Consider the following 25531-nt stretch of genomic DNA (forward strand, 5'->3'; position numbering starts at 1 on the left):
GATGCCGGCGTTGATTGAAGAGGGGCGCGCGAAGGTCAATCTGAGCCTTCGCGTGGTCGGCCGTCGTGCCGACGGCTATCATGATCTCGAAAGCGTGGTGGCGTTTGCCGATTGCGCCGACCGGCTCACGCTGGAGCCAGGCGGCGAGCTGAAGCTAGCCACCACGGGACCGCTGGCCGCGGCTTGCGGCGAGACGTCCGACAATCTCGTGTTCAAGGCCGCAAAACTTCTGGCCGAGGCCGTGCCGAACCTGAAGCTGGGCGCCTTTGCGCTCGACAAGGTGCTGCCCGTCGCGGCCGGCATCGGCGGCGGCTCGGCGGATGCAGCGGCAGCGCTGCGGCTGCTGGCGCGTCTCAACAACCTGTCGCTCGATGATCCCCGCCTCCAGAAGGTCGCGCTCGCGACCGGCGCCGACGTGCCGGTGTGCCTGTATTCGCGCGCCTGCGACATGACCGGCGTCGGCGAGCAGTTGTTGCCGCTGGCGCTGCCGAGCATGCCCTGCGTGATGGTCAATCCGCGCGTGCCGGTCGCGACCAAGGACGTGTTCCAGGCGCTGGGCCTGCGCAACGGCGAGCTGCTGGTCGGCGCCACCTCCGTCCTCGGAGCCCCGGCCTGGCCGGAGGAGGGCGCCTCGATTGCCGACTGGGTCGAGGTTCTCGAAACCGTCGCCAACGACCTCGAGGCCCCCGCGATGCGTATCGAACCTGTCATCGGCGAGGTGCTGGAGGCGCTACGCGACTCCGCCGGCGTCAAGCTCGCCCGCATGTCCGGCTCGGGCGCGACCTGCTTTGCGATCTATGGCGCGCCGGCCGAGGCCCATGCTGCCGCGGAAAAGATCCGGCGCGATCACCCCGGCTGGTGGGTGCACGCGGGGACGTTGAGCTAGATTTGTTTGTCCGTCATTGCGAGCGCAGCGGCGCAATCCAGAATCCCGCGGTGGTGACAGTCTGGATTGCTTCGCTGCGCTCGAAATGACGTGGATGTAGCGTGCCACACAAAGGACTGCCGTAGGGTGGGCAAAGGCGCGATAGCGCCGTGCCCACCATGCATCCAGGTGACGCGATCGAAGTGGTGGGCACGCTTCGCTTTGCCCACCCTGCGGCAGTGGAGCTAACCTGCGCCGTCCTCGGCCAGCCCGAGAAACCGCCGGATCTCACCCAACACCTCCTGCGGCTTGTCATGCTGCAGCCAGTGCCCCGCGCCGGCGATGGTCTCGACACGCGCCTGCGGGAAGTAGCGCTCCAGGCCTGCTGCCTTCGCGCCGGCCAGAAAGCTTTCGCCGGCATTCAGCAGCAGCGTCGGGCAGGCGATGCGCGACCAGAGTTCGACGTGATCGTCCGGCCAGAGCCGGTGCGGCGCAGAGGCGCGCTGGTAGGGATCGAACTTCCAGCTATAGGTGCCGTCCTCGTTCTGCCGCGCGCCGTGCGTTGCAAGATGCAGCGCGAGGTCGCGGGAGAGCCGTCTGTTGTGAAGCACCATCTGCGCTGCGGCATCCGCGAGGGTCGAATAGCGGCGCGGCGTGCGGTCGTGCAGCTTGTCGAGTTGGCCGACCCATTTGCCGATGCGCTCGTGCGCCGGCGGCTTCGGCGCGTCCGGCAACATGGTCACGCCGTCGAGCACGACCAGCTTCGCGACCTGCTCGGGGAACGATCCTGTAAAGATCAGGCTCACCATGCCGCCCATCGAATGGCCGACGAGAGTCACTTGAGGCGCTGCGACGCCGCGGACGAGCTGGGCGAGATCGTACACATATTCCGTCAGCGCGTAGCTGCCGCCCTTGGTCCAGTCGGAATCGCCGTGGCCGCGCAGGTCGGGCGCCAGCACGTGATAATGCGGTTGCAGCGATCTGGCGATGACGTCCCAGCTGCGGCAATGATCGCGGCCGCCGTGGACCAGGATGAGGGGCGGCGCGCCCGCGTTGCCCCAATCGGCATAATGCAGCCGCAGGCCGTGCGATTCATAGAAGCGGCTTTGCGGGGCGCTAGCCATTTGCCGGCCGCCGCGCCAGCGCGAGCGAGAGTCCGAGGCCCGCGATGAAGACGCCGGAGCCCTGGGTGAGGCGCCGCATCAGGTGCGGCCGTCCGATCAGTTGCGTGCGCGTCGCGGACGCCATCAGCACCACGACGACATCGGCGAGCGTGTTCAGCGTCACCGAGATCGCGCCGAGCACGATGAATTGCAGCGTGGGGTTCGATCCCATGGGATCGAGGAATTGCGGAATGAAGGCGAGGAAGAACGCCGCGGTCTTCGGGTTCAGCGCCTCGACCAGCACGCCGTCGCGGAACGCGCGCCTGTCGCCGACGGGCTCGCTCTCCAGTGACAGTGCGCGGCCGGCGCTACGAAACGTCTTGATGCCGAGCCAGACCAGATAGAGCGCGCCGACGAATTTGACGGCGCCAAACAGCTCGGCGCTGGCGAGAATGATGGCGGAGATGCCGAGACTGCCGGCGACGACATGAACCAGCCCGCCCAGCGCCGTGCCTGCGGTCGAGGCAAAGCCGCTGCCGCGCCCCTCGGACAAGGTCCGCGCCGCGACGTAGAAAATGCCGGGGCCGGGAATGGCGGCAATGAGAGACGCCGCGGCAAGGAACAGCCAGAAATTCGTGTCGGTCATCCTGCTGTCGTAGCGATGCTTGGGACGATTGCAAGGCCCGTCGTTTAGTCCATCCGGCGGAAGATCACGCTGGCATTCACCCCGCCGAAGCCAAATCCGTTGGAGATGGCGTGCCGCATCGGCATCGGCCGCGCGCTACCTGAGACGATGTCGATGCCATCAGCGCTCGCGTCGGGGTTCTCGAAATTGAGCGTCGGCGGCGCGACCTGGTCGCGCAAGGCGAGCACGGTGAAGATCGCCTCCAGCCCGCCGGCGGCGCCGAGCAGATGGCCGGTGGCCGATTTGGTCGCGCTCACCGCGATGCTGCGGCTACGGCCGAACAGCGCGCCGATCGCGCCAAGCTCGCTTTCGTCACCGGCGGGCGTCGACGTCGCATGCGCGTTCAAATGCTGCAATTCGCCGGGCTCAAGCCGCGCCTGCCGCAGTGCGATCTCCATGGCGCGGCGCGCGCCGTCGCCATCGGGCGGCCCCGACGTCATGTGGTAGGCGTCCGCCGTCGTGCCGTATCCGACGATCTCCGCGATCGGTGTCGCGCCGCGCGCCAGCGCATGCTCGAGCGTCTCGATCACCAGGATGCCGGCGCCTTCGCCCATGACGAAGCCGTCGCGGTCGCGATCGAACGGGCGCGAGGCGCGCCTCGGCTCCTCGTTGAAGGAGCTCGACAGCGCGCGCGCCGCGGCGAAGCCGCCGAGGCTGACGATGTCGATGCAGGCCTCCGCGCCGCCGCAGATCGCAACGTCGGCCTCGCCGGCGCGGATCATGCGTGCGGCATCGCCGATCGCCTGGACGCCGGCGGCGCAGGCCGTGACCGGCGTTCCCAGCGGTCCCTTGTAGCCGTATTTGATCGAGACGTGGCCGGCGGCGAGATTGGCGAGGAACGAGGGGATCGTGAATGGCGAGAGCCGGCGCACGCCGCGCTGCTCGGTGATGCGCACCGCCTCCGCCATCGCCGGAAAGCCGCCGACGCCGGAGCCGATGACCGTCGCGGTCCGTTCCAGCGCGCTCGCATCCTGCGGCGTCCATTTGGCCTGCGCGACCGCCTCGGCGGTGGCGAGCAGCGCAAACAGGATGAAGCGGTCCATCTTGCGCTGGTCTTTCGGCGCGGCGGCCTGCGCGGGATCGAAGCCGCCGTCCGCATCGCCGGCCTTGTCGGGCACGAGGCCCGCGATGCGTGCGGGGAGCGCCTGCGCCCATTCGGGCAGGGGACGCAGCCCGCTTTGGCCGGCGAGCAGCCGGCGCCAGGACAGCTCGACACCGCAGGCGAGCGGCGACACCGCGCCCATTCCCGTCACGACGATACGACGCATGTCAATCTCCAGCCGGCGCAATGGCCGGGTTCATGGCCTTGAGCGAAGCGAGCCGTTTGCGCATCCCGCGGCTGGCGCCCGGCCCAGCGATGATGACCGCATTGTCGAGCGTGATCGGCTGCATGTCGGCGGCATCGACCACGACCGGGTCGAACGGTCGACGATCGGCCCGGCTCGCCAGCAGAATGGCTTCGCCCTTCGGTGCGAGATGCCTGTTGCCCCAGGCGAGCAGCGCGGCGACCACGGGGAAGAAATCCCGCGCCTTGTCCGTCAGCACATATTCGTAACGCGGTGGCCGCTCGCTGTAACGGCGGCGGACGAACATGCCTGACGCGGTGAGATGGGCGAGACGCCGCGACAGGATGTTCGGCGCGATCCCGAGATTTTGCGAGAACTCGTCGAACTTCGTCGCGCCCTGGAACGCATCCCGCAGGATCAAAATGCTCCACCATTCGCCGACCGTCTCCACGGCGCGGCCCACCGGGCATTCCAGGATGGAGGGGGATTTGGGCTGCATGGCGGGAGGATAGGATAGTAACTTGCAAAATGCAAGTAACTAGGCATGGCAAGGGCGTTGCTAAAACGTTGTGAGAAAGCGAACTTATGTCTCTGAGTAAAATGCCAGTTGAAGAGAAACGCCCGCGCGCCTTGCTCCGTCATTGCGAGCGCAGCGAAGCAATCCAATCTGTTTCCGCGGAGGGATTCTGGATTGCCTCACCGCGCTCGCAATGACGGTGTTGATGCAGTGGGCCCATACTTATGACCGTCACGCTGAGGTGCGAGGCGAGCGACGCAGCAGCGTCGCTGGGCGAGCCTCGAAGGGCGCCGGCCCGGCTGCATCTCGGCCGTTCATCCTTCGAGGCTCCCGATGGCGCGCTTCTCGCGCCCCATCACTCGCACCTCCAGCGACAACGGCCTTGCCGTTGCGCGGGGATGACGGTGTTAGCAGAATCGGAGAGTACGCTAAGCCGCAGCGCTCAATGCGACCGTGCCAGGCAGAACGCCACGACCTGCTCCAGCGCGCTCTTCATCGGCGACGACGGGAACAGCGCCAGGGCGTCCACCGCCATTGCGCCGTAGTGCTGGGCGCGGCTCAGCGTGTCCTCGAGCGCGCGGTGCTTGTTCATCAGGCCGATGGCGTGGTCGAGGTCGGAATCGCCGATCTCGCCGCGCTCCAGCGCCTTGATCCAGAAGGCGCGCTCGGTGTCGTTGCCGCGGCGGAAGGCGAGCACGACCGGCAGCGTGATCTTGCCCTCGCGGAAATCGTCGCCGGTGTTCTTGCCGAGCTTGGCGCTCTTGCCGCCATAGTCGAGCACGTCATCGACGAGCTGGAAGGCGATGCCGAGATTCATGCCGACCGAGCGGCAGGCGGTCTGTTCCGCCTTCGGGCGGTTCGCGATCACGGGGCCGACCTCGCAGGCGGCGGCGAACAGCTCGGCGGTCTTGCCGCGGATCACGGCGAGATATTCGTCCTCGGTGGTCGCGGTGTTCTTGGCGGCCGCAAGCTGCATCACCTCGCCCTCGGCGATGGTGGCGGCCGCCGCGGAAAGAATGTCAAGCGCGCGGAGCGAGCCGACCTCGACCATCATGCGGAACGCCTGGCCGAGCAGGAAGTCGCCGACCAGCACGCTCGCCTCGTTGCCCCAGAGCATGCGCGCCGACAGCTTGCCGCGGCGCATCTCGCTCTCGTCCACGACGTCGTCATGGAGCAGGGTGGCGGTGTGCATGAACTCGACGGAGGCCGCCAGCTTGATGTGGCCGTCGCCGGTGTAGCCGGCAAGGTTCGCCATGGCGAGCGTCAGCATCGGTCGCAGGCGTTTGCCCCCGGAGGAGATCAGATGGTTGGCGACCTCCGGGATCATGGTTACGTCGGAACCGGTCCGCGACAGGATCGTGGCGTTGACGCGCTCCATGTCACCGGCGACAAGGGCAACCAGCTCTTCGATCGACGCGCCGGGAGTTTCGAAAGGTACGATGACGGCCACGCCGGTCTCCAATATTTGCCCCGGAAGGGCTATTCTGATGGAAATACAATAGAAACTGGAGGCGGACGCGGCAAGTGCCGCGGAACCATTGACATTTGCCGCTTAACCCCTTTCAGGCAGGAGACCTGCGTTTTGCGTGAACTGGTTCGGACCAACGATATGGTGCTGGTGTCGGCGATCGGCGCGCTGCTCGACGGCGCCAATATCCATCATCTGGTGCTGGACCAGAACATGAGCATCATCGAGGGCTCGCTCGGCATTTTGCCGCGGCGGATCCTGGTCCATGAGGACGACGCCCAGGAGGCCCGGCAGCTCCTGACCGAGGCGGGGCTCAGCCACGAACTGCGCGGCGATGATTGAGGCCGACATCACCGAGGACGCCTTTCTCGGCGGCCAGTTGCGGCTGAAGCAGAAGCGGTCCGGGCATCGCGCCGGGCATGACGCCATCCTGCTCGCGGCGGCGACGGAGGCGAGAGCGGGCGACCGCGTGGTCGATCTCGGCGCCGGCATCGGCACGGCCGGGCTGGCGCTTGGCCGGCGCGTGGCGGGGATCAGGCTCAGCCTGGTCGAGATCGATCCGGAACTGGCGGAGCTCGCGCGCGCCAATGCGGCGGCGAACGCGATTGCCGCCGAGACGATCGTGCTCGACGTCACGGCCGATGCGCAGGCTTTCGTGGCACATGGGCTCGTGCCCGACAGCGTCGATAGTGTGCTGATGAACCCGCCCTTCAACGATCCGGTGCGCCATCGCGGCTCGCCGGACCAGGCGCGCCATACCGCGCATGTGGCGACGGAGGAGACGCTGCATGCGTGGGTGCATGCAGCGCGGCGTATCCTCCGGTCGAACGGTGTGCTGACGTTGATCTGGCGCGCGGATGGAATCGCCGAGATTTTGGCAGCGCTGTCACGCGGCTTCGGCAGCCTTGCGATCCTGCCGGTTCATGGCGAAGCGGGACGGCCCGCGATCCGCGTGCTGGTGCGCGCGATCAAAGGCGGCAGGGCGCCGACGCGCCTGCTGCCGGGCCTCATGCTTAACGAAGAGTCACACGTGCCTAAAAAAGAGGTGACGGATATTCTGGAGGGAAGGGCAGTCTTGCCGCTGGCGGAGCTGTGACGGCCTACTGCGGCAGCGATTCCGACTGCTGTTCTTGCGGGGACGTAAAGCGAATCGCCGTGAAAAGCGCACCGATCAGCATCAACAGCAGATAGATCTTCATGGCGTTTCCTCCGCTGCTTCATTGCAGCTTCCCGACGGGAATTCTGCAAAACACGTTCCAGGCACTTTCAATGACAGTCGCGTGATAAAAATTGGTTAAACAGAGGTAACGGCATGGCCGAACAATTGAACGATCGTGAGAGTTCCGGCCTGGCCGACAAGCTCATGCAATATCTGCCGGCGCGCTTCCGCCCGGGCACGGCGGTGGTGCCGGTGGTGCGGCTGTCAGGCGTGATCGGTGCGGTGACGCCGCTGCGCCCGGGCATGACGCTCGCAGGCGTCGCGCGGGTGCTGGAGCGGGCCTTCTCGATGCGGAACGCCAAGGCGGTGGCGCTGGTGATCAATTCGCCCGGCGGCTCGCCGGTGCAGTCGCGCCAGATCTATCTGCGCATCAAGCAGCTCGCGGCGGAGAAGAAGCTGCCGGTGCTGGTGTTCGTCGAGGACGTCGCGGCCTCGGGCGGCTACATGATCGCCTGTGCGGGCGACGAGATCTTCTGCGATCCGTCCTCGATCCTCGGCTCGATCGGCGTGGTCGGCGGCAGCTTCGGTTTCCAGGACGCGATCAAGCGGCTCGGCATCGAGCGGAGGCTCTATACCGCCGGCGCGCACAAGGCGATGCTCGATCCGTTCCTGCCCGAAAACCCCGACGACGTCGCCAAGCTCAAGGCGCTCCAGCGCGAGATCCACCAGATCTTCATTGCGCTGGTGAAGGAGAGCCGCGGCGCGCGGCTCAAGGGCGAGGACGACACCTTGTTCACCGGCGAATACTGGGCCGGCGCGAGTTCGATCGCGCTGGGGCTGGCCGACGGCATCGGCGATCTCCGCTCAACTCTTCGTGCCCGCTATGGCGAGAAGGTTCTCACCCCCGTGATCGCGCAGCCGACCGGGCTGCTGTCCGGCCTTCTGGGGCGCAAATCGCCCGGCGCAGGCCAGCTTTCGGCCCTGGAATCAATGGCCGGGCTGCCGGACGAGCTGATCTCGGCGGTCGAAACGCGGGCGATTTGGGCGAAATTCGGGTTCTAGGGCGCGGTCTTCCGCGCCATTTGGTCCCAAGGAGACTTGAAGCCGGGCCAATTGCGGCGCGGCCCGGTCTGCGCAAGAATGTGCGTGGGGGCTGAGCACTAGACAAGGATCGACCGATGCCGCCGTTCGTCGCTTTCGCGGGCGTCTTGGGCGGGCTTGCCGTGGTCCGCTGGGCCTACAAGACCGCTGTTCGGATCAACCAGGAGCTGGAGGAGATGCGCCTCGCGCGCGTCGCCGAGGCCGCCCATATGGGGGACATCCAGACGCTGAAGCGTGACCCCGTGACCGGGGCGTATCGCCCGGGTTAGCTGCACCTTCCACACGGCGTCATTCCGGGGCGGTCCGCAGGACCGAACCCGGAATCTCGAGCTTCCGGGTTCGCCCTTCGGGCGCCCCGGAATGACGGCCATTTCCACCCCCTTTGCCTTGATTCCCATCCCTGCCGTCGATACGGTCCCGCGCGATTCAAAACCCCCCGCGAGAGCCTGATCTGACGATGGACGCCTCCTTGCCCGCCCATATGCGCCCGGAACGCTCGTTCCAGGGCTTCATCCTCGCGCTCCAGCGGTTCTGGGCCGAGCAGGGCTGCGTGATCCTGCAGCCCTACGACATGGAGATGGGCGCGGGTACCTTCCATCCGGCGACCACCCTGCGCGCGCTCGGGCCAAAACCCTGGAACGCCGCCTATGTGCAGCCCTCGCGCCGGCCCAAGGACGGCCGCTACGGCGAGAACCCGAACCGGATGCAGCACTATTACCAATTCCAGGTGATCATGAAGCCGTCGCCGCCGAACCTTCAGGAGCTGTACCTGAAATCGCTCGCCGCGATCGGCATCGATTCCGCCGTGCACGACATCCGCTTCGTCGAGGATGATTGGGAGAGCCCGACGCTGGGCGCCTGGGGCCTTGGCTGGGAATGCTGGTGCGACGGCATGGAAGTCTCCCAGTTCACCTACTTCCAGCAGGTCGCGGGCTTCGAATGCGCGCCGGTCGCGGGTGAGCTCACCTACGGGCTCGAGCGCCTCGCGATGTATGTGCAGGGCGTCGACCGCGTCTACGACCTCAATTTCAACGGCCGCGACGGCGACGCCAAGGTCACCTATGGCGACGTCTTCCTCCAGGCCGAGCGGGAATATTCGAAGCACAACTTCGAAGTTGCCGACACCGCGATGCTGTTCGAGCAGTTCAAGATGGCGGAAGCGGCCTGCCGGAAATATCTCGACGCGGGCTGGCGCGAGGGCAACCGGAAAGAGCACCTGATGGCGCTGCCGGCCTATGACCAGTGCATCAAGGCGAGCCATGTCTTCAACCTGCTCGACGCGCGCGGCGTGATCTCCGTGACGGAGCGGCAGAGCTACATTCTTCGCGTCCGCGAGCTGGCAAAGGCCTGCGGCGAGGCCTGGATCCATACTGAAGCGGGCGGAGCGGCCTGATGCCCGATCTTTTGCTTGAACTGTTCTCGGAAGAAATCCCCGCGCGCATGCAGGCGAAGGCGGCCGACGATCTGCGCCGCATGGTCACCGACAAGCTGGTCGCCGAAGGCCTCGTCTACGAGGGTGCGAAAGCCTTCGCGACGCCGCGCCGCCTTGCGCTCACCGTGCACGGAGTCCCTGCGCGCCAGCCCGACCTGAAGACCGAACGCCGCGGACCGAAAATGGGCGCGCCCGATGCGGCCGTGCAGGGCTTTCTGAAAGCGACTGGTTTGAAGTCGCTGGACGAGGCCAAGATCCAGCGCGATCCGAAGGGCGACTTCTACATCGCGCTGATCGAAAAACCCGGCCGCGACGCGATCGACGTGCTTGCGGAGATCCTGCCCGTCATCATCCGTACCTTCCCCTGGCCGAAATCGATGCGCTGGGGCGCGCGTTCGGGCAAGCCGGGCTCACTCAACTGGGTGCGTCCGCTGCACGCGATCACCGCGACGTTTGGGCTCGAGACCGAAGAGCCCGATGTCGTGAAATTCGCGGTGGACGGCATCGAAGCCGGCCAGACCACCTACGGTCATCGCTTCCTGGCACCCGCCGCGATCAATGTGCGCCGCTTCGAGGATTACGAGGCGAAGCTGCTGGATGCGAAGGTCGTGCTCGATCCGGAGCGCCGCAAGGACGCGATCCTCACCGACGCCAAGCAGCTTGCATTTGCGCAAGGTTTCGAGCTTGTCGAGGACCAGAACCTGCTGGACGAGGTCGCCGGCCTCGTCGAATGGCCGGTCGTGCTGATGGGTTCGTTCGAACAGGAATTTCTGGCGACCCCCGCGGAAGTGATCCGCGCCACCATTCGCAACAACCAGAAGTGCTTTGTCGTGAGCGATGCCAAGACGGGCAAGCTCGCCAACAAGTTCATCCTGGTCGCCAACATTGAGGCGACGGATGGCGGCAAGACCATCATCGCCGGCAACGAGCGCGTCATCCGCGCGCGGCTTTCCGATGCGAAGTTCTTCTACGAGACGGACCTCAAAACCAAGCTCGAGGACCGCCTGCCGAAGTTCGAGCAGATCGTGTTCCACGAGAAACTCGGGACGCAAGCCGCGCGCATCACGCGCATCGAGCGGCTCGCCGCCGAGATCGCGCCGCTTGTCGGCGCCGATGTTGCCAAGACGGCGCGTGCCGCGCATCTGGCGAAGGCGGATTTGCTGACCGAAGTCGTCGGCGAATTCCCGGAGGTGCAGGGCCTGATGGGCAAGTACTACGCGCTGGCCCAGGGCGAGGATGCCTCCGTCGCGGCGGCGTGCGAGGAGCACTACAAGCCGCAGGGCCCCGCCGATCGCGTGCCGACCGACCCGGTCAGCGTCGCGGTGGCACTCGCCGACAAGCTCGACACCCTCGTCGGATTCTGGGCCATCGACGAGAAGCCGACGGGCAGCAAGGACCCGTATGCGCTGCGTCGCGCGGCGTTGGGTGTGATCCGGTTGATTGCCGAGAACACGTTGCGGCTGTCGCTCATGAAGGTGGCTGCGTCCGCACTCGCCGGCTTGTCGGTGAAGCCAGCCGATGCGCAGAAGCTTCCGGGTGACCTGCTTACCTTCTTCGCCGACCGTCTGAAAGTCCAGCTCCGCGAGCAGGGCGCGCGGCACGATCTCGTTGACGCCGTGTTCGCCCTCGGTGGCCAGGACGACCTGCTGATGATCGTTCGCCGCGTCGATGCGCTCGGCAAATTCCTCGAATCCGACGACGGCAAGAACCTGCTGGCCGGCACCAAGCGCGCCAGCAACATCCTCTCGATCGAGGAGAAGAAGGACAAGCGCACGTTCGACGGTGCGCCCGATGCTGCGCTCTACAGCCTCGGCGAGGAGAAGGCGCTGGCCAGGGCGATCGGCGAGGTGCAGGCGGAAGCCAGCACCGCCGTCGCGAAGGAGGACTTTGCCGCCGCGATGAGCGCGATGGCGAAGCTGCGCCCGCCGGTCGACGCGTTCTTCGACAAGGTCCGCGTCAATGACGATGATCCAAAGGTGCGCGAGAACCGCCTGAAGCTGCTGAACGAGATCCGCAGCGCCACGCGTGCGGTCGCGGACTTCTCGAAGATCCAGGATTGAGGCGCGGCCGAGCGGCAAACACTACTGTCATTCCGGGGCGCGCGAAGCGCGAACCCGGAATCCATCGTGCCGCGCGTGATGCAGAGAAATGGATTCCGGGCTCGCACCAAATGGCGCGCCCCGGAATGACGAAGCGCAAAAAAGCCCCACCCGGCGGGGGAAACCGGGCGGGGCCTGATGTCCGATTCTAACACTGCACGCGTCAGCCTGATTTGACGCGCCGGACATCGAGTTGAACGATGCGTTTTCGAGCGAAGTGGATACCGGTTCGCTCGAAAGGAACGTGTCCGTCGAGGATCTAGTCCAGCACCTCGACGATGCGCCGCGAGCGCGGCTCGACCAGCACGGTCTCGCCGTTCACGACGGTGTAGCGATAGGTGGTGGCGCCGAAACGTTGCGGCACGTCATAATAGGTGACGCCGCTCTCGGGTAAGGTGGCGCCGACCACTACGCGATCCGGGATGCGAAAGGCCGGAACGCGTTGTTCGATGACATAGTCGCGGAAGGCTGGCCGCTGCTCGACCGCAATCGTCGGGCCGCCGTCGACCACGACGGGCGCGCGTCCAACCGTAATGCCTGTTTGCGCCTGTGCCGCAATCGGCGCACCGAGCGCGACGCCAAGCGCTGCGAGAGCGAGAATCCTGTTCCGCATGGGCAACTCCTTCGACATGATTTCAGCCGGCGCCAGTGGCGCGACCGGTTGCCAATGCTGCGACGCGCGCGATGTTCCGGAAAATGCCTTGCCGCATTCGCGGCATTTTTGGGCAGTTTTCGCGAAGGCGGGAACTCGTGCGACCCCTAGTGCGTCTCTACCCGCGGAACCGGGTCCGCTATGATCCGCCCGCGATTCGCCCCACCACCACGGAAAGATAATTCATGCACATCACTGTCGCCCACATTTCGCCGATCCTGTCGTTGATTGCGGGCGTGCTCATCCTGATCATGCCGCGGCTTCTCAACCTCATCGTCGCGATCTTTCTCATCATAAATGGTGCGATAGGGCTCGGATTGTTGAAGTGGCTCCATCTCTAGGCCTTCATTTTCCGGAACTCTTCGACTTGCGCGGGCCTGCCCAAAGTGGTGTAAGGCGCGCGATTTCCCTTTCCTCTCGCAGGTTGTGTGCAAGCTATGGCCAAAGCCGCCTCGAAGCCTAAGAAAATACCAGCGAAATCAAAGTCCTCCGTCAAGGCGAAAGCCGCGCCGGCGGCTCGCAAGGCGCTTTCCAAGAGCGCCCCGAAGCCGATTGCCAAGCCCGCGGCCAAGCCGGCTGCGAAGCCCGCCGCCAAGGCGGTTTCAAAGGCTGCGACCAAGCCGGTTGCGCCGAAGGCCGCCGCCAAGATCGCTCTGAAGCCGGCACCGAGCAAAGTCGCGCCAGCTGCGGCCAAGGCCGGCAAATGGGTGTTCACGTTCGGCGACGGCAAGGCCGAGGGCCGGACGGAGATGCGCGACCTGCTCGGCGGCAAGGGCGCCAACCTCGCCGAGATGGCCAATCTCGGCCTGCCGGTGCCTCCCGGCTTCACCATCCCGACCTCGGTCTGCACCTACTTCTACGCACACGGCAAGACCTATCCGAAGGAGTTGCAGTCGCAGGTTGAGAAGGCGCTCGACCATGTCGGCAAGTTGACCGGCAAGGTGTTCGGCGACACCAAGAACCCGCTGCTCGTCTCCGTGCGCTCCGGCGCGCGCGCTTCGATGCCGGGCATGATGGACACCGTGCTCAATCTCGGCCTCAACGACGAGACCGTGGAAGCGCTCTCGGAACTGTCCGGCGACCGCCGCTTCGCCTATGACAGCTACCGCCGCTTCATCACCATGTATTCCGACGTGGTGCTCGGTTTCGAACATCATCATTTCGAGGAAATCCTCGACACCTTCAAGGACAGCCAAGGCTACACGCTCGACACCGACCTGTCGGCTGAGGACTGGGTCGAGCTGGTCGGCAAGTACAAGGACGCGGTCGCGCGCGAGACCGGGAAGAATTTCCCGCAGGATCCGCACGACCAGCTCTGGGGCGCGATTGGAGCGGTGTTTTCATCCTGGATGAACGCACGCGCGGTGACCTATCGCAAGCTGCACGACATTCCGGAATCCTGGGGCACCGCGGTCAACGTGCAGGCCATGGTGTTCGGCAACATGGGCGAGACGTCGGCGACCGGCGTCGCCTTCACGCGCAACCCCTCGACCGGCGAGAGCAAGCTCTACGGCGAGTTCCTGATCAACGCGCAGGGCGAGGACGTGGTGGCGGGCATCCGCACGCCGCAGGACATCACCGAAGAGGCGCGGAAGGAATCCGGCTCGGACAAGGCGTCGATGGAAGCGGCGATGCCCGAGGCCTTCAAGGAGCTGACGCGGATCTACACGCTGCTCGAGAAGCACTACCGCGACATGCAGGACATGGAGTTCACGGTCGAGCAGGGCAAGCTGTGGATGCTGCAGACCCGCGGCGGCAAGCGCACCGCCAAGGCGGCGCTGCGCATCGCGGTCGAGCTCGCCAATGAGGGCCTGATCACCAAGAAGGAAGCGGTGACGCGGATCGATCCGGCTTCGCTCGACCAGCTGCTGCATCCGACCATCGATCCCAACGCCAAGCGCGACGTGATCGCGACCGGCCTGCCGGCGTCGCCCGGCGCGGCTTCCGGCGAGATCGTGTTCTCCTCGGACGAAGCGGCCAAGCTCCAGGCCGACGGGCGCAAAGTGATTCTGGTCCGCATCGAGACCAGCCCCGAGGACATCCACGGCATGCACGCCGCCGAAGGCATCCTCACCACCCGCGGCGGCATGACCTCGCATGCGGCCGTGGTCGCGCGCGGCATGGGCAAGCCCTGCGTCTCCGGCTGCGGCACCATCCGCGTCGACTACGGCCGCGGCACCATGAGCATCGGCTCGCGCACCTTCAAGACCGGCGACGTCATCACCATCGACGGCTCGCTCGGCCAGGTGCTCGCCGGCCGCATGCCGATGATCGAGCCGGAGCTGTCCGGCGAGTTCGGCACGCTGATGAAGTGGGCCGACCAGGTCCGCAAGATCGGCGTTCGCGTCAACGGAGATACGCCGGACGACGCCCGCACCGCGATCAAGTTCGGCGCGGAAGGCATCGGCCTGTGCCGCACCGAGCACATGTTCTTCGAGGAGACCCGCATCCGCACGGTGCGCGAGATGATCCTCTCGGAGGACGAGCAGTCACGCCGCGCAGCGCTCGCCAAGCTGCTGCCGATGCAGCGTGCCGACTTCGTCGAGCTGTTCGAGATCATGAAGGGCCTGCCCGTCACGATCCGGCTTTTGGATCCTCCCCTCCATGAGTTCCTGCCGCATACCCATGCCGAGGTCGAGGAAGTGGCGCGTGCCATGAACACCGACCCGCGGCGCCTGGCCGACCGCGCGCGCGAGCTCTCGGAGTTCAACCCGATGCTCGGCTTCCGCGGCTGCCGTATCGCGATCGCTTACCCCGAGATCGCCGAGATGCAGGCGCGCGCGATCTTCGAGGCCGCGGTCGAGGCCGAGAAGCGCACCGGCAAGGCCGTGGGCCTCGAGGTGATGGTGCCGCTGATCGCCACCAAGATGGAGCTCGACCTCGTCAAGGCGCGCATCGACGCCACCGCACAGGCCGTGATGCGCGACACCAACACCAAGCTCGCCTATCAGGTCGGCACCATGATCGAGCTGCCGCGCGCCTGTCTGCTCGCGGCCGAGATCGCGGAGAGCGCCGAGTTCTTCTCGTTCGGCACCAACGATCTGACGCAGACCACCTACGGCATCAGCCGCGACGATGCCGCGAGCTTCCTCGGCACCTACGTGTCCAAGGGCATCCTTCCGATCGATCCCTTCGTCGCGCTCGATCAGGAGGGCGTCGGCGAACTGGTCAAGATCGGCGTCGCGCGCGGCCGCAAGACCCGCCCGAAGCTCAAGGTCGGCATCTGCGGCGAGCATGGCGGCGATCCCGCTTCCGTCGCCTTCTGCCACAATATCGGCCTCGACTACGTCTCCTGCTCGCCCTACCGCGTGCCGATCGCCCGCCTCGCCGCGGCGCAAGCCGCACTCGGCAAGGCGGTCGCGAGCCAGGCGTAAGGCGATTTGAAATGTTGAATGCGAAGAGGCGGGGCCCAACCCCGCCTCTTTCATTTTGAGCGGCACTCTTGCCACGCCGTCATTGCGAGCGCAGCGAAGCAATCCAGAATCCCTCCGCGGCGGCAGTCTGGATTGCTTCGCTCCGCTCGCAATGACGAGACTGTTGAACGCGCATGCCGCCACACTCTCGGTGTCATCGCCCGCGGGGCATGACTGCTGTGGTGTGGAAGCGCTGTGTGCAAACGCCAACACCGGGAACTCGTCGCGCGTCCCGTAATGATACGTGCGCGCAAGAGTTCCTTCACCATTTGCGTTGACCAGATGTTTACCGCTTCACGTGAGGCGGCATTTACCAAGGCGCATCATTGCCCCGTGAAAACACCTGCAATCGCTTGAGTGTGCCGCGCGCGCAACGCCGATTAACGCCCCGGCAACCTAAATTGGATACTTAAGAAAAAGATCGAATTGCACGGATGTACTGCGGTTCGATTTGTTTGGCGTTAGCGTAGCGTGAGCGTATCGATGTCAGTGTTGCGTAACCATCCGAAGGGCGCGCGGTTCGCGTCCTTCGGCATCGGTCTCTGCATCTTCGCATTGATGCCGAGAGAGACCGGCTATCAGGATATTGCCTCGCTGCTGGCGCGTCAGCCCGGCGTCGCCGAGCGTTGGCAGAAGCAGGTGTATTCCGCGGCGTCCTCGATCCAGCTCGCCACCTACAGTTTTTCCCGCCCCATCGGCACCTCGGTTCCGCAGAGCGCGATGGTTCGCCTCGCCAGCCTCGATGGCCGTGACGTCACCGGCGCGATCAGCCGCAATCCGGCGCTTCGGGCGCCGCCGCGCTACCAGGCCGCCGACTTTCCCAAGGTCGATCGCTCCATGAAGGGTGATCGCCTCGCTATCGTACCACCGACGACGTCTCCCGACGCTGCCGCACCGACCGCAGCCCCCGCGCAGGAAGATCCCGCGACGTCGAACAGCTCGGTGTTCGGCGCCAAGACCGCCGCGTTGCCGCAAGCGATGTCGCCGGAGTCCGCAGCCGCGCTCGACCCCGAGCTCCAGGAAGCGCTTCGCGCGCCGCCGTTGCCGCAATATGCCAATCCGCCGAAGGCCAGCGACCTTGCGCGCTCGTTCGCGGTTCAGCCGCTGGAGGCGCTGAAGCGGGCCACAGCGCCCGCCGCGCCTGCGCGCGATCCCTTCAGCATCAAGACCGCGAACCTGTTCTTCGGCAGTTCCTCGCTCGGCGGCAATCTCGAGAGCATCGAGAGCTGGCAGCCCGGCGCCGAGCCGCTGATCGTGATGCCCGACCCCGACATGAAGGTGACGGCCTCGCTGACGCCGCCGTCGGAAGAGATCGCCAAGGACATCGAGAGCGGCGAGAGCGTCGCGCCGAAGGGCGAGGTCAACGCCGACAACCAGCGCGTCAGGTCGCCGGCGGAGCGGCTCGCACTCGACGACAAGTCGCGCGCGAAATCCGAGAAGTGCCTCGCGGAAGCGGTCTACTTCGAGTCCCGCGGCGAGGCCGTGCGCGGCCAGATGGCGGTCGCGCAGGTCGTGATGAACCGCGTGTTCTCCGGCAAATATCCCGACACGGTGTGCGGAGCAGTCTATCAGAACAAGCACCGCCATTTCGCCTGCCAGTTCACCTTTGCCTGCGACAACAATCCCGACGTGATCCGCGAGCCCGAGATGTGGGAGCGCGCCAAGAAGATCGCGAAAGCGATGCTCGACGGCCAGATCTGGCTGCCCGAGGTCGGCAAGTCCACGCATTACCACGCCTATTGGGTGCGCCCGTCCTGGGTCGCCGAGATGAAGAAGATGTACAAGACCGGCGTGCACACCTTCTATCGCCCGCGCGCCTGGGGCGACGGCAGCGAGGAACCGAGCTGGGGCTCTCCGGCCCAGACCGCCGCACTCTCCGCCGAACTCACGCAGGAAGCCAAGAGCTCCGCCGAGATGGGTGTGAGCGAGCGGCGCTGAGATAGCTTACGGCTGTCGCCGCAAGCGCAGCCGTGCTCCCTCGCCCCGCTTGCGGGGAGAGGGTTGGGGTGAGGGGGACTCTCCACGGGGACGGTGAGAGTTAGACTCGCGGAGACTCCCCCTCACCCGGAATCCGCGCTTTCAGCGCGAATTCCGGCCTCTCCCCGCAAGCGGGGAGAGGCAAAGAAATCACGCCTCGATATCCAGTGCACAATCGAAATTCGGCGCCGAATGCGTCAGCGCGCCGGACGAGGCGTAGTCGACGCCGGTCGCTGCGATTGCGGCGATCGAGTCCAGCGTGACGCCGCCGGATGCTTCCAGCTTGAGCCGTCCCTCGCTCATCCGCACCGCCTCACGCAGCGTCGCAAGGTCCATGTTGTCGAGCAGCACGGCGTCAGCCATCCCCGTGTCCAGCACCTCGCGCAGCTGCGCCAGCGTATCGACCTCGATCTCGATCTTGACGAGATGGCCGGCGTGGGCGCGTGCGCGCTCCAGCACGGGGCGGATGCCGCCGGCGACCGCGATGTGGTTGTCCTTGATCAGGATCGCGTCGTCGAGGCCGAAGCGGTGGTTGAAGCCGCCGCCGCAGCGCACCGCGTATTTCTCCAGTGCGCGCAAGCCCGGCGTGGTTTTTCGCGTGCAGCAGATCCGCATCCTGGTGCCTTCGGTGCGCGCGACATAGTCCGCCGTCAGCGTCGCGACGCCCGACAGCCGACCGACGAAGTTCAGCGCGGTCCGCTCCGCGGTGAGAATGGCGCGCGCGGGACCGGAGATCGTCAGCACGAGCTGCCCGCGCGCCACGCGCGCGGCGTCGCGGACATGCGCGCGCACCTCGATGTCCGGCGACAGCTTTTGCAGCGTCGCCAGCGCCAGCGGCAGGCCGGCGATCACGCCGGACTGGCGCGCGACCAGGATCGCCTTTGCTGTTGTCGCCTCCGGGATCGTCGCGAGCGAGGTGATGTCGCCGGCGCGGCCGAGATCCTCGTCGAGCGCGCGGTGCACGGCCTCGTCGATCGCGAGCGGCGAGAGGAAGGCGTCGGGATAGAGCAGGGATGTCGGGGTGATCATAAAGGACTCCGTCAGGCGATCATGGGTTGCGCGGTGCGCGGCATTGGGCGTTCGGTGAGGTTTTCTGCGACCTCGCGCGCTGCTGCGAGGGTGGTCATCGTTCTCTTCGCCTGCGCGGGGAGATCAGCCGGATGATCGGAGCGGAAATGCGCGCCGCGGCTCTCGCACCGCGTCCAGGCCGCAGCGGCGACGAGCAGGGCTGTTGTCGCCATGTTGCGGACAGCGATGCTCGCTGCGTCACGTTCGAGCGCAGCGAAGCTGTGCACGGCCTCCGCAAGACCGTCACCGTGACGGATCACGCCGACATGCGCGCTCATCGTCGCGCGCAGCCGCTTCACGACCGCGGCATCCGGTGCGCCGCCGCGCGGCGCCACCAATGCGTCGGGAAGGCGGGCAGCCGAGGGGATGGCGCGGCCGGCGATGTCGTCGGCGATGCGTGCGGCGTAGACCACGGCCTCCAGCAGCGAATTCGAGGCGAGGCGGTTCGCGCCATGCGCACCGGTGGAGGACACTTCGCCGCCGGCCCATAGCCCGTCGATCGAGCTGCGGCCGCGCCCATCCACCGCGATGCCGCCCATGTGGTAGTGCGCGGCGGGCGCGATCGGGATGGCCTGCGTGGCGGGATCGATGCCGGCGGCGATGCAGCTCGCATGCACGGTCGGGAATTTGTCGGCGAAGCGTGCGCCCAGCGCCTGCCGTGCGTCGAGGAACGCGCCGCGCCCGGCCGCGATCTCGGTGAACACGCCGCGGGCCACGATGTCGCGCGGCGCGAGCTCGGCGAGCGGATGACGCGTCAGCATGAAACGCTCGCCATCGGCGTTGATCAGCGTCGCCCCTTCGCCGCGCAGCGCCTCCGTCGCCAGCGGTGCCGGATCGCGGCCGACCATGATGGCGGTGGGGTGGAACTGCACGAATTCAGGATCGGCGATCAGGGCGCCGGCGCGCGCGGCGATCGCAAGGCCCGATCCGCTTGCTTCAATCGGATTGGTGGTGACTGCATAGAGATGGCCGAGGCCGCCGGTCGCGAGCACCACCGCGCGTGAGGCGAGCAGGACCGGCGGGGCGGCAGGATTGCCGGCCTCGCGCAGCTGAAGGCCGGAGACGGCGCCGTCTTCCGTCAACAGCGCTTCGGCGACGAAACCCTCGATCAGCCGGATCGACGGCGTCCGGCGCGCGGCCTCGCCCAGCGCCGCGATGATCGCTGCGCCCGCACCGTCGCCGCGCACATGCACGATGCGGCGCGCCGAATGCGCAGCTTCCCGCCCCACCGCGAGCCTGCCTTCGAGGTCGCGATCGAACGGCACGCCATAGGCGAGCAGGTCATGGATGCGCGGTGCGGCCTCGCGGGCGATCCCGAGCGCGACCGCCTCGTCGACGAGGCCGCCGCCGACGGCAACCGTATCTGCGGCATGTGCTTCCGGAGTATCGCCCTCGGCCACCGCCGCGGCGATGCCGCCTTGCGCCCATGCCGATGAGGCGCCCTGTCCGAGCGGTGCCGCCGAGATCAGCGTCACCGGCCGCGGCGCGAGCTTCAGCGCACAAAAGAGACCGGCGAGCCCGCCGCCGACGATGACGACATCGTCGGTGCTGCGAGTGAGGTTGCGGATGTTGTTTGTTGTCATGGCTTTCTCCAAGCTCTCAACCGTCGTCCCGGCGAAGGCCGGGACCCATACTCCGCAGCAGTAGTTGTTTGGCTAAGCTGCTTGACGTCGTTCTCTGCAACCACACCTTCCTGTGGTTATGGGTCCCGGCCTTCGCCGGGACGACACTGTGGGTGTTGCTGCTGTTTGATGCTCAATTCTTCAGATTGATCATCCGCTCGACCGAGCGTCGCGCGCGCTCTGCAAGCGCGGGATCGATCGTCACCTCCTCGCGCAGCGTCAGCAGGCTCTCCAGGATGTTGGCGAGCGTGATGCGCTTCATGTGCGGGCAGAGATTGCAGGGGCGGAGCATCTCCACGTCAGGCAGTTCGGCGCGCACATTGTCGGCCATCGAGCACTCGGTGATCATCACGAGCCGCCGCGGCCGCTTTGCGCGGACCCAGTTGATCATGTGCGCGGTCGAGCCGGTGAAGTCGGCCTCCGCCAGCACGTCAGGCGGGCATTCGGGATGGGCGATGATCTGCACGGAGGGATCGGCCTCGCGCAGCTCGCGGAGCTCCCCGCCGGTGAAGCGCTCGTGCACCTCGCAGGCGCCCTTCCAGGCGATGATCTTCACGTCGGTCTTCGAGGCCACGTAGGTCGCGAGATAGCGGTCGGGAAGGAAGATCACGCTTGGCGCATTCAGGCTCTCGACCACCTGCACCGCGTTCGACGAGGTGCAGCAGATGTCCACCTCGGCTTTCACCTCCGCCGAGGTGTTGACATAGGCGACGACAGGAACGCCGGGAAATTTCTCGCGGAGCAGACGAACGTCGGCGCCGGTGACGCTGGCGGCAAGCGAGCAGCCGGCACGCGAATCCGGAATCAGCACCGTCTTGTCCGGGTTGAGCAGTTTCGAGGTCTCCGCCATGAAGTGCACGCCGCACTGGACGATGATGCCGGCCTTCACCTTGGTGGCTTGGACGGCGAGCTGGAGCGAGTCGCCGCCGATGTCGGCAACGCAGTGGAAGATCTCCGGGGCCTGGTAATTGTGCGCAAGGATCACTGCGCCGCGCGCCTGCTTCAGCTCGTTGATCGCCTTGATGGTCGGCGCCATCAGCGGCCACTCGATCGGCGGGATCACGTGCTTCACGCGCTCATAGAGCGGCGCGGTGGCGCGCTCGACCTCGTCAGTCCATTCCAGCGAGGGCATCGGCAGTATCGATCCCGTTCGCGCCGGCGCGGCGCGTGGGAAGGGCGTGATCTGGTTCGTGGCTTGGCCCTGCGGCCGGTTGGCAAAGTCGTCGGGGCCGTAAAGTCCAGTGATCGGCATCAAAGCCTCCCGCTCGTGTTATTATGCTCAATGTGAGTATATTCGGTGCCCGAGAAATCCGGCCGAGAGGCCGGGTCGCACGTCGTCATCGCCCTAATATGCTCAATCTGAGTAAATCAAAGATATCACGCATGGCCGGGAGTTGCTAGGTCTGCTCGCACACATTCCCGTCAAGTCGCGCTCCGCGGCGCCGGACCAGGTCTGGTTGAAACGCAATGCTCGCGCGGCAGCCCTTCGGAGAACGCAATCATTTTTGACTTGGGATGTTCATGCATTTGCATTAAACGACTGACCTGTGGCTGCCTATTTCGGATCCGCCAACGACAAGATGAGGAACACCATGTCGACACAAGTGGGCGAACTCGGTCCGGTCTCGCGTTCCTCCACCTGGCGCACGCCGGCAATCATCATCCTCTGCGGCTGCGCCATCGGCATGCTCGGCTTCGGCCCGCGCTCGGCGCTCGGCTTCTTCGTGCAGCCGATGAGCCATGAGTTCGCCTGGGGGCGTGACGTGTTCGGCCTCGCCATCGCCGTGCAGAACCTGTTGTGGGGATTGGGCCAGCCGGTCGCCGGCGCGGTCGCCGATCGATTCGGCCTGTTCCGGGTGATGTGCGTCGGCGCGCTGCTCTATGCCGGCGGCCTGCTCCTGATGCGCTACTCCTCGACGCCGCTGTCGCTGAACTTAGGGGCGGGCGTGATGGTCGGCTTTGGTCTTGCCGGCTGCTCGTTCAACCTGGTGCTGTCGGCGTTCAGCAAGCTGTTGCCGCCCGAGAAGCGCGGCCTGGCGCTCGGCGCCGGTACTGCGGCGGGCTCGTTCGGTCAGTTCCTGTTCGCGCCGATCGGCGTCGCGCTGATCGACAATTTCGGCTGGCAGCAGGCGCTCACTGTGTTCGGCTTCCTGATGCTGCTGATCATTCCGCTGTCGCTGGCGCTCTCGACGCCGCCGGTCGCAAGCACGGCAAGCGCGGCGCCTGCGGATGAGCAGACCTTCATGAAGGCGCTCGCGGAAGCCTTTGGCCACCGCTCCTATGTGCTGTTGGTGCTCGGCTTCTTCACCTGCGGCTTCCAGCTTGCTTTCATCACGGTGCATCTGCCGGCGTTCCTGGTCGATCGCGGCATCTCGACACAAACCGGCGGCTGGGTGATCGCGGCGATCGGCCTGTTCAACATCATGGGATCGCTCAGCGTCGGTTATCTCCAGAACTCGCTGCCCAAGCGCTACATCCTCTCGACCATCTATTTCACCCGCGCGCTTGCGACGCTGGCCTTCATCTCGTTCCCGATCACGCCGTTCTCGGCGATCGCGTTCGGTGCGATCTCCGGCCTGACCTGGCTGTCGACGGTGCCGCCGACCTCGGCGCTGGTCGCGCTGATGTTCGGCACGCGCTGGCTCGCGACGCTCTATGGCTTCGCCTTCGTCAGCCATCAGGTCGGGGGCTTCCTCGGCGTCTGGCTCGGCGGCATCGTGTTCGAGCGGTTCGGTTCCTACACGCCGATCTGGTGGCTCTCGATCCTGTTCGGCGTGCTCTCGGCGCTGATCAATCTTCCGATCGTGGAGAAACCCGTCGCGAGAGCGGTTGCGCAGCCTGCCTGATCGGCTAAACATCCCGGTCAAACAAGTCAGGGAGTTCAGCTGTGGCAACGTTCAAGGCGATCCGGATCGACAAGGCTGACAAGGGTACCACCGCGCAGCTTGCGCAGTTCGACGAAGCCGAGTTGATGGAGGGCGACGTCACCGTCCGCGTGGAATGGTCGACGCTGAACTACAAGGATGGCCTTGCGCTCACCGGCAAGGCGCCGGTGGTGCGCCGCTTCCCGATGATCGCCGGCATCGACTTCGCCGGCACGGTCGAGCAGTCCTCGCATCCGCAGTGGAAGGCCGGCGACAAGGTCGTCTGCACCGGCTGGGGCATGGGTGAGACCCATCTCGGCGCCTATGCCGAGAAAGCGCGGGTGAAGGGCGACTGGCTGGTCGCCCTGCCGCAGGGCCTGTCGGCGCGCGACGCCATGGCGATCGGCACTGCCGGCTTCACCGCAATGCTCTCAGTGCTGGCGCTGGAGAAGCACGGCCTGTCGCCGAAGAGCGGCCCCGTGGTGGTGACGGGCGCGGCCGGCGGCGTCGGCTCGGTCGCGACCGCCGTGCTGTCCAAGCTCGGCTATCACGTCATCGCCTCGACCGGCCGCACCTCGGAAGCGGATTACCTGAAGCACCTCGGCGCCGCCGAGATCATCGACCGCAACGAATTGTCGGCGCCGGCCAAGCCCCTCGCCAAGGAACGCTGGGCGGGTGGTGTCGACAGCGTCGGCTCGACCACGCTGGCCAACCTCCTGTCGATGACGAAGTACGGCGGCGCGATCGCGGCGTGCGGCCTTGCCGCCGGCATGGACCTGCCGTCTTCTGTCGCACCTTTCATTTTGCGCGGAGTGTGCCTTCTCGGCATCGATTCCGTGATGTGCCCGATCGAGCCCAGGAAGGCCGCATGGCAGCGTCTGGCGTCCGATCTGGACCGGTCTAAACTATCTGAAATTACTCACGAAATTCCGCTCGCCGAGGTTTCCGAATGGGGCGCGAAAATCCTGTCCGGCCAGGTCCGCGGCCGGATCGTGGTAAAAATTGTCTAACGGCGTTCAGACTTTACCAACCAAGCTGCTTCAATGTCGCCATGGTTAGTATGGTAAGCAGCGGGTAAAGAGATAAGGCATCGCCCGCTGCGGGGGTCGGTTCGGAGTTGAGCATGCTTGCGCGTATTGTGTTGGGGGCTGTCACGGCTGCGGCGACGATTGCGCCGGCCATTGCTGGAGGCATGAACGCCGACGAGGCACGTCGCTTCGTCGCCGGCAAGGTGTTCGCCTTCACCTGTTTCGACGGCACCCGCGGCGCGGGCCGAATCCTGGATGACCTCGGCGCCGCCGGCGCCGTGCAGTTCTCGGGCGCGGGCCCGGTCCGCCATCTCCGCCTGCCCGGCAACACGCTCCAGATCCGTGGCCAGAACGTCTGCGCCTCGATCAAGGGCATTCCGTTCGAGCCCTGTTTCAACCTGGAAAAGACCGACGATCGCAGCTTCCGCGGCTCGGTGTCGGGCATGGGCTTCGCCTATTGCGACTTCCACCACCAGGGCGGCAACCAGATGCTGATGGCGCGCGCCGTCGCGCGGCCGCGCTCGCTGCGCTCTTCGGAGCACACGGGGTCGGTCGCTACGCCGAACACCGAGGTCGCCGCGCGCGTCGAGACCCCGCGTGTCGAGAGCAGCCGGCTCGAGCCGGTGAAATCGGAAAGCAAACCGGAGCCCGCGAAGAACGAAGGCCCGCTGGAGCTGCGCCGCTCGACCCAGTGAGCGGCTGCGCGGGACCGTCCGCGCACTTTCTCGTTGAAGACGTCCATCGAACACGAAGCCGCCGCGCCGTAGTCATACGGACGGCGGCTTTCATGCGTTGGTAGCTGTTCGCGTCCCAGTTTGCGTACGGCCGGGGGGCGCGGCCCGATAAAAGGGTTCAACGATGTCGCTGTACTTCTTCCGCATCAGTACCGGTCGCTATTCCGGCGCCGCCGATCAGCCGTATGAGTTCGAGGATCGCGCGGCCGCGTGGACCGAGATGACCGAGGTCTGCGCCAATCTGCTCGGCGGCATCTCGCGCACCCTGAAACCGAACGCCGAGTGGTGCATGGAGCTGCTCGACGAGAACAAGAAACCGGTGTTTCGCATCAGCCTCGTCGGGGAGACGGTGAACTGACACCGCCGCGAATGACGGCGCGGGCGTTAACGAACGCGAAGCATGCAAATCCGAGAAGCTTCATTTCGCTGCGCGTGAAACGTGTGGAAGTCCACAGATT

23 protein-coding genes are annotated in these 25531 nt (G+C 66.0%); 14 read left to right on the forward strand and 9 right to left on the reverse strand.

All coding sequences use genetic code 11. The annotated features are described in order from the left end of the window. Window position 1: 1 nt before the first annotated feature. A complete protein-coding gene (locus WN73_RS41525) occupies window positions 2–886 on the forward strand; it encodes a 4-(cytidine 5'-diphospho)-2-C-methyl-D-erythritol kinase (protein ID WP_028175602.1) in 885 nt (294 codons plus the stop codon). Window positions 887–1110: 224 nt separating this feature from the next. Here WN73_RS41525 and WN73_RS41530 read toward each other — a convergent pair whose 3' ends face one another. From WN73_RS41530 to WN73_RS41550, 5 genes are all read right to left on the reverse strand, one after another. After that, window positions 1111–1989 (reverse strand): alpha/beta fold hydrolase, encoded by an 879-nt coding sequence (locus WN73_RS41530; protein WP_028175603.1) that lies wholly within the window; start codon window positions 1987–1989, stop codon window positions 1111–1113. Beyond that, window positions 1982–2614: a LysE family translocator gene (locus WN73_RS41535; protein WP_011085315.1), complete on the reverse strand. Its 633-nt coding sequence runs from the start codon at window positions 2612–2614 to the stop codon at window positions 1982–1984. Before WN73_RS41535 ends, WN73_RS41530 begins: the two co-directional genes overlap by 8 nt. Window positions 2615–2658: 44 nt before the next feature. Then, on the reverse strand, window positions 2659–3921 hold the full coding sequence (fabF, locus tag WN73_RS41540) for a beta-ketoacyl-ACP synthase II (RefSeq protein ID WP_028175604.1): 1263 nt from the start codon (window positions 3919–3921) through the stop codon (window positions 2659–2661). A 1-nt stretch (window position 3922) separates the two neighbouring features. Then, window positions 3923–4438, reverse strand: coding sequence for a winged helix-turn-helix transcriptional regulator (locus WN73_RS41545; protein WP_028175605.1), 516 nt, complete (start codon window positions 4436–4438; stop codon window positions 3923–3925). 460 nt (window positions 4439–4898) lie between these two features. Beyond that, window positions 4899–5906, reverse strand: coding sequence for a polyprenyl synthetase family protein (locus WN73_RS41550; RefSeq protein ID WP_028175606.1), 1008 nt, complete (start codon window positions 5904–5906; stop codon window positions 4899–4901). A 132-nt stretch (window positions 5907–6038) separates the two neighbouring features. On the opposite strand from WN73_RS41550, the gene WN73_RS41555 reads away from it, so the two are divergent. The 6 genes from WN73_RS41555 (at window position 6039) to glyS (ending at window position 11676) form a co-directional block, all read left to right on the forward strand. Further along, complete coding sequence (locus WN73_RS41555; RefSeq protein WP_011085319.1) at window positions 6039–6266, forward strand: putative signal transducing protein; 228 nt, start codon at window positions 6039–6041, stop codon at window positions 6264–6266. Further along, window positions 6259–7020, forward strand: coding sequence for a tRNA1(Val) (adenine(37)-N6)-methyltransferase (locus WN73_RS41560; RefSeq protein WP_028175607.1), 762 nt, complete (start codon window positions 6259–6261; stop codon window positions 7018–7020). Before WN73_RS41555 ends, WN73_RS41560 begins: the two co-directional genes overlap by 8 nt. A gap of 216 nt (window positions 7021–7236) precedes the next feature. Then, complete coding sequence (locus WN73_RS41565) at window positions 7237–8145, forward strand: S49 family peptidase (protein WP_028175608.1); 909 nt, start codon at window positions 7237–7239, stop codon at window positions 8143–8145. 116 nt (window positions 8146–8261) lie between these two features. Further along, complete coding sequence (locus WN73_RS41570; RefSeq protein WP_028175609.1) at window positions 8262–8453, forward strand: hypothetical protein; 192 nt, start codon at window positions 8262–8264, stop codon at window positions 8451–8453. A gap of 188 nt (window positions 8454–8641) precedes the next feature. Further along, entirely contained in the window at window positions 8642–9577 is a 936-nt protein-coding gene (locus WN73_RS41575) for a glycine--tRNA ligase subunit alpha (RefSeq protein WP_011085322.1), read from the forward strand. After that, window positions 9577–11676, forward strand: a complete 2100-nt coding sequence (glyS, locus tag WN73_RS41580; protein WP_028175610.1) for a glycine--tRNA ligase subunit beta — start codon at window positions 9577–9579, stop codon at window positions 11674–11676. Before WN73_RS41575 ends, glyS begins: the two co-directional genes overlap by 1 nt. A 298-nt stretch (window positions 11677–11974) precedes the next feature. On the opposite strand, the gene WN73_RS41585 is transcribed toward glyS, so the two are convergent. Beyond that, complete coding sequence (locus WN73_RS41585) at window positions 11975–12328, reverse strand: DUF1236 domain-containing protein (RefSeq protein WP_028175611.1); 354 nt, start codon at window positions 12326–12328, stop codon at window positions 11975–11977. Window positions 12329–12552: 224 nt separating this feature from the next. Between WN73_RS41585 and WN73_RS41590 the strand changes: the two genes are divergently transcribed. The 3 genes from WN73_RS41590 (at window position 12553) to WN73_RS41600 (ending at window position 17718) form a co-directional block, all read left to right on the forward strand. Then, window positions 12553–12708: a DUF3096 domain-containing protein gene (locus WN73_RS41590; protein ID WP_074077234.1), complete on the forward strand. Its 156-nt coding sequence runs from the start codon at window positions 12553–12555 to the stop codon at window positions 12706–12708. A gap of 96 nt (window positions 12709–12804) precedes the next feature. Continuing rightward, complete coding sequence (gene ppdK / locus WN73_RS41595) at window positions 12805–15741, forward strand: pyruvate, phosphate dikinase (RefSeq protein ID WP_028175612.1); 2937 nt, start codon at window positions 12805–12807, stop codon at window positions 15739–15741. Window positions 15742–16263: 522 nt separating this feature from the next. Next, a complete protein-coding gene (locus WN73_RS41600) occupies window positions 16264–17718 on the forward strand; it encodes a cell wall hydrolase (protein WP_271558106.1) in 1455 nt (484 codons plus the stop codon). Window positions 17719–17907: 189 nt separating this feature from the next. Here the strand turns inward: WN73_RS41600 and nadC are convergent, their stop codons facing one another. The 3 genes from nadC to nadA all read right to left on the reverse strand — a co-directional run bounded on the left by nadC (window position 17908) and on the right by nadA (window position 21699). After that, the gene (gene nadC, locus WN73_RS41605) at window positions 17908–18786 is read right to left on the reverse strand and encodes a carboxylating nicotinate-nucleotide diphosphorylase (RefSeq protein WP_060910870.1); all 879 of its coding nucleotides are present in this window, start codon (window positions 18784–18786) and stop codon (window positions 17908–17910) included. An 11-nt stretch (window positions 18787–18797) separates the two neighbouring features. Then, on the reverse strand, window positions 18798–20408 hold the full coding sequence (locus tag WN73_RS41610; RefSeq protein ID WP_271558109.1) for an L-aspartate oxidase: 1611 nt from the start codon (window positions 20406–20408) through the stop codon (window positions 18798–18800). A gap of 172 nt (window positions 20409–20580) precedes the next feature. Beyond that, complete coding sequence (nadA, locus tag WN73_RS41615) at window positions 20581–21699, reverse strand: quinolinate synthase NadA (protein WP_271558110.1); 1119 nt, start codon at window positions 21697–21699, stop codon at window positions 20581–20583. Between the two features lie 340 nt (window positions 21700–22039). Between nadA and WN73_RS41620 the strand changes: the two genes are divergently transcribed. From WN73_RS41620 to WN73_RS41635, 4 genes are all read left to right on the forward strand, one after another. After that, window positions 22040–23293 carry an MFS transporter gene (locus tag WN73_RS41620; protein ID WP_038965920.1) on the forward strand — a complete coding sequence of 418 codons (1254 nt, stop codon included), beginning with the start codon at window positions 22040–22042 and terminating at the stop codon, window positions 23291–23293. A 41-nt stretch (window positions 23294–23334) separates the two neighbouring features. After that, a complete protein-coding gene (gene acuI / locus WN73_RS41625) occupies window positions 23335–24321 on the forward strand; it encodes an acrylyl-CoA reductase (NADPH) (RefSeq protein ID WP_028175618.1) in 987 nt (328 codons plus the stop codon). Between the two features lie 113 nt (window positions 24322–24434). Continuing rightward, window positions 24435–25034 carry a hypothetical protein gene (locus WN73_RS41630; RefSeq protein WP_011085332.1) on the forward strand — a complete coding sequence of 200 codons (600 nt, stop codon included), beginning with the start codon at window positions 24435–24437 and terminating at the stop codon, window positions 25032–25034. Window positions 25035–25197: 163 nt separating this feature from the next. Then, window positions 25198–25431: a DUF6894 family protein gene (locus WN73_RS41635; RefSeq protein ID WP_028175619.1), complete on the forward strand. Its 234-nt coding sequence runs from the start codon at window positions 25198–25200 to the stop codon at window positions 25429–25431. The last annotated feature ends 100 nt before the right edge of the window (window positions 25432–25531 follow it).

The sequence above is a fragment of the Bradyrhizobium sp. CCBAU 45394 genome, assembly GCF_028128655.1.
Classification (GTDB): domain Bacteria; phylum Pseudomonadota; class Alphaproteobacteria; order Rhizobiales; family Xanthobacteraceae; genus Bradyrhizobium; species Bradyrhizobium diazoefficiens.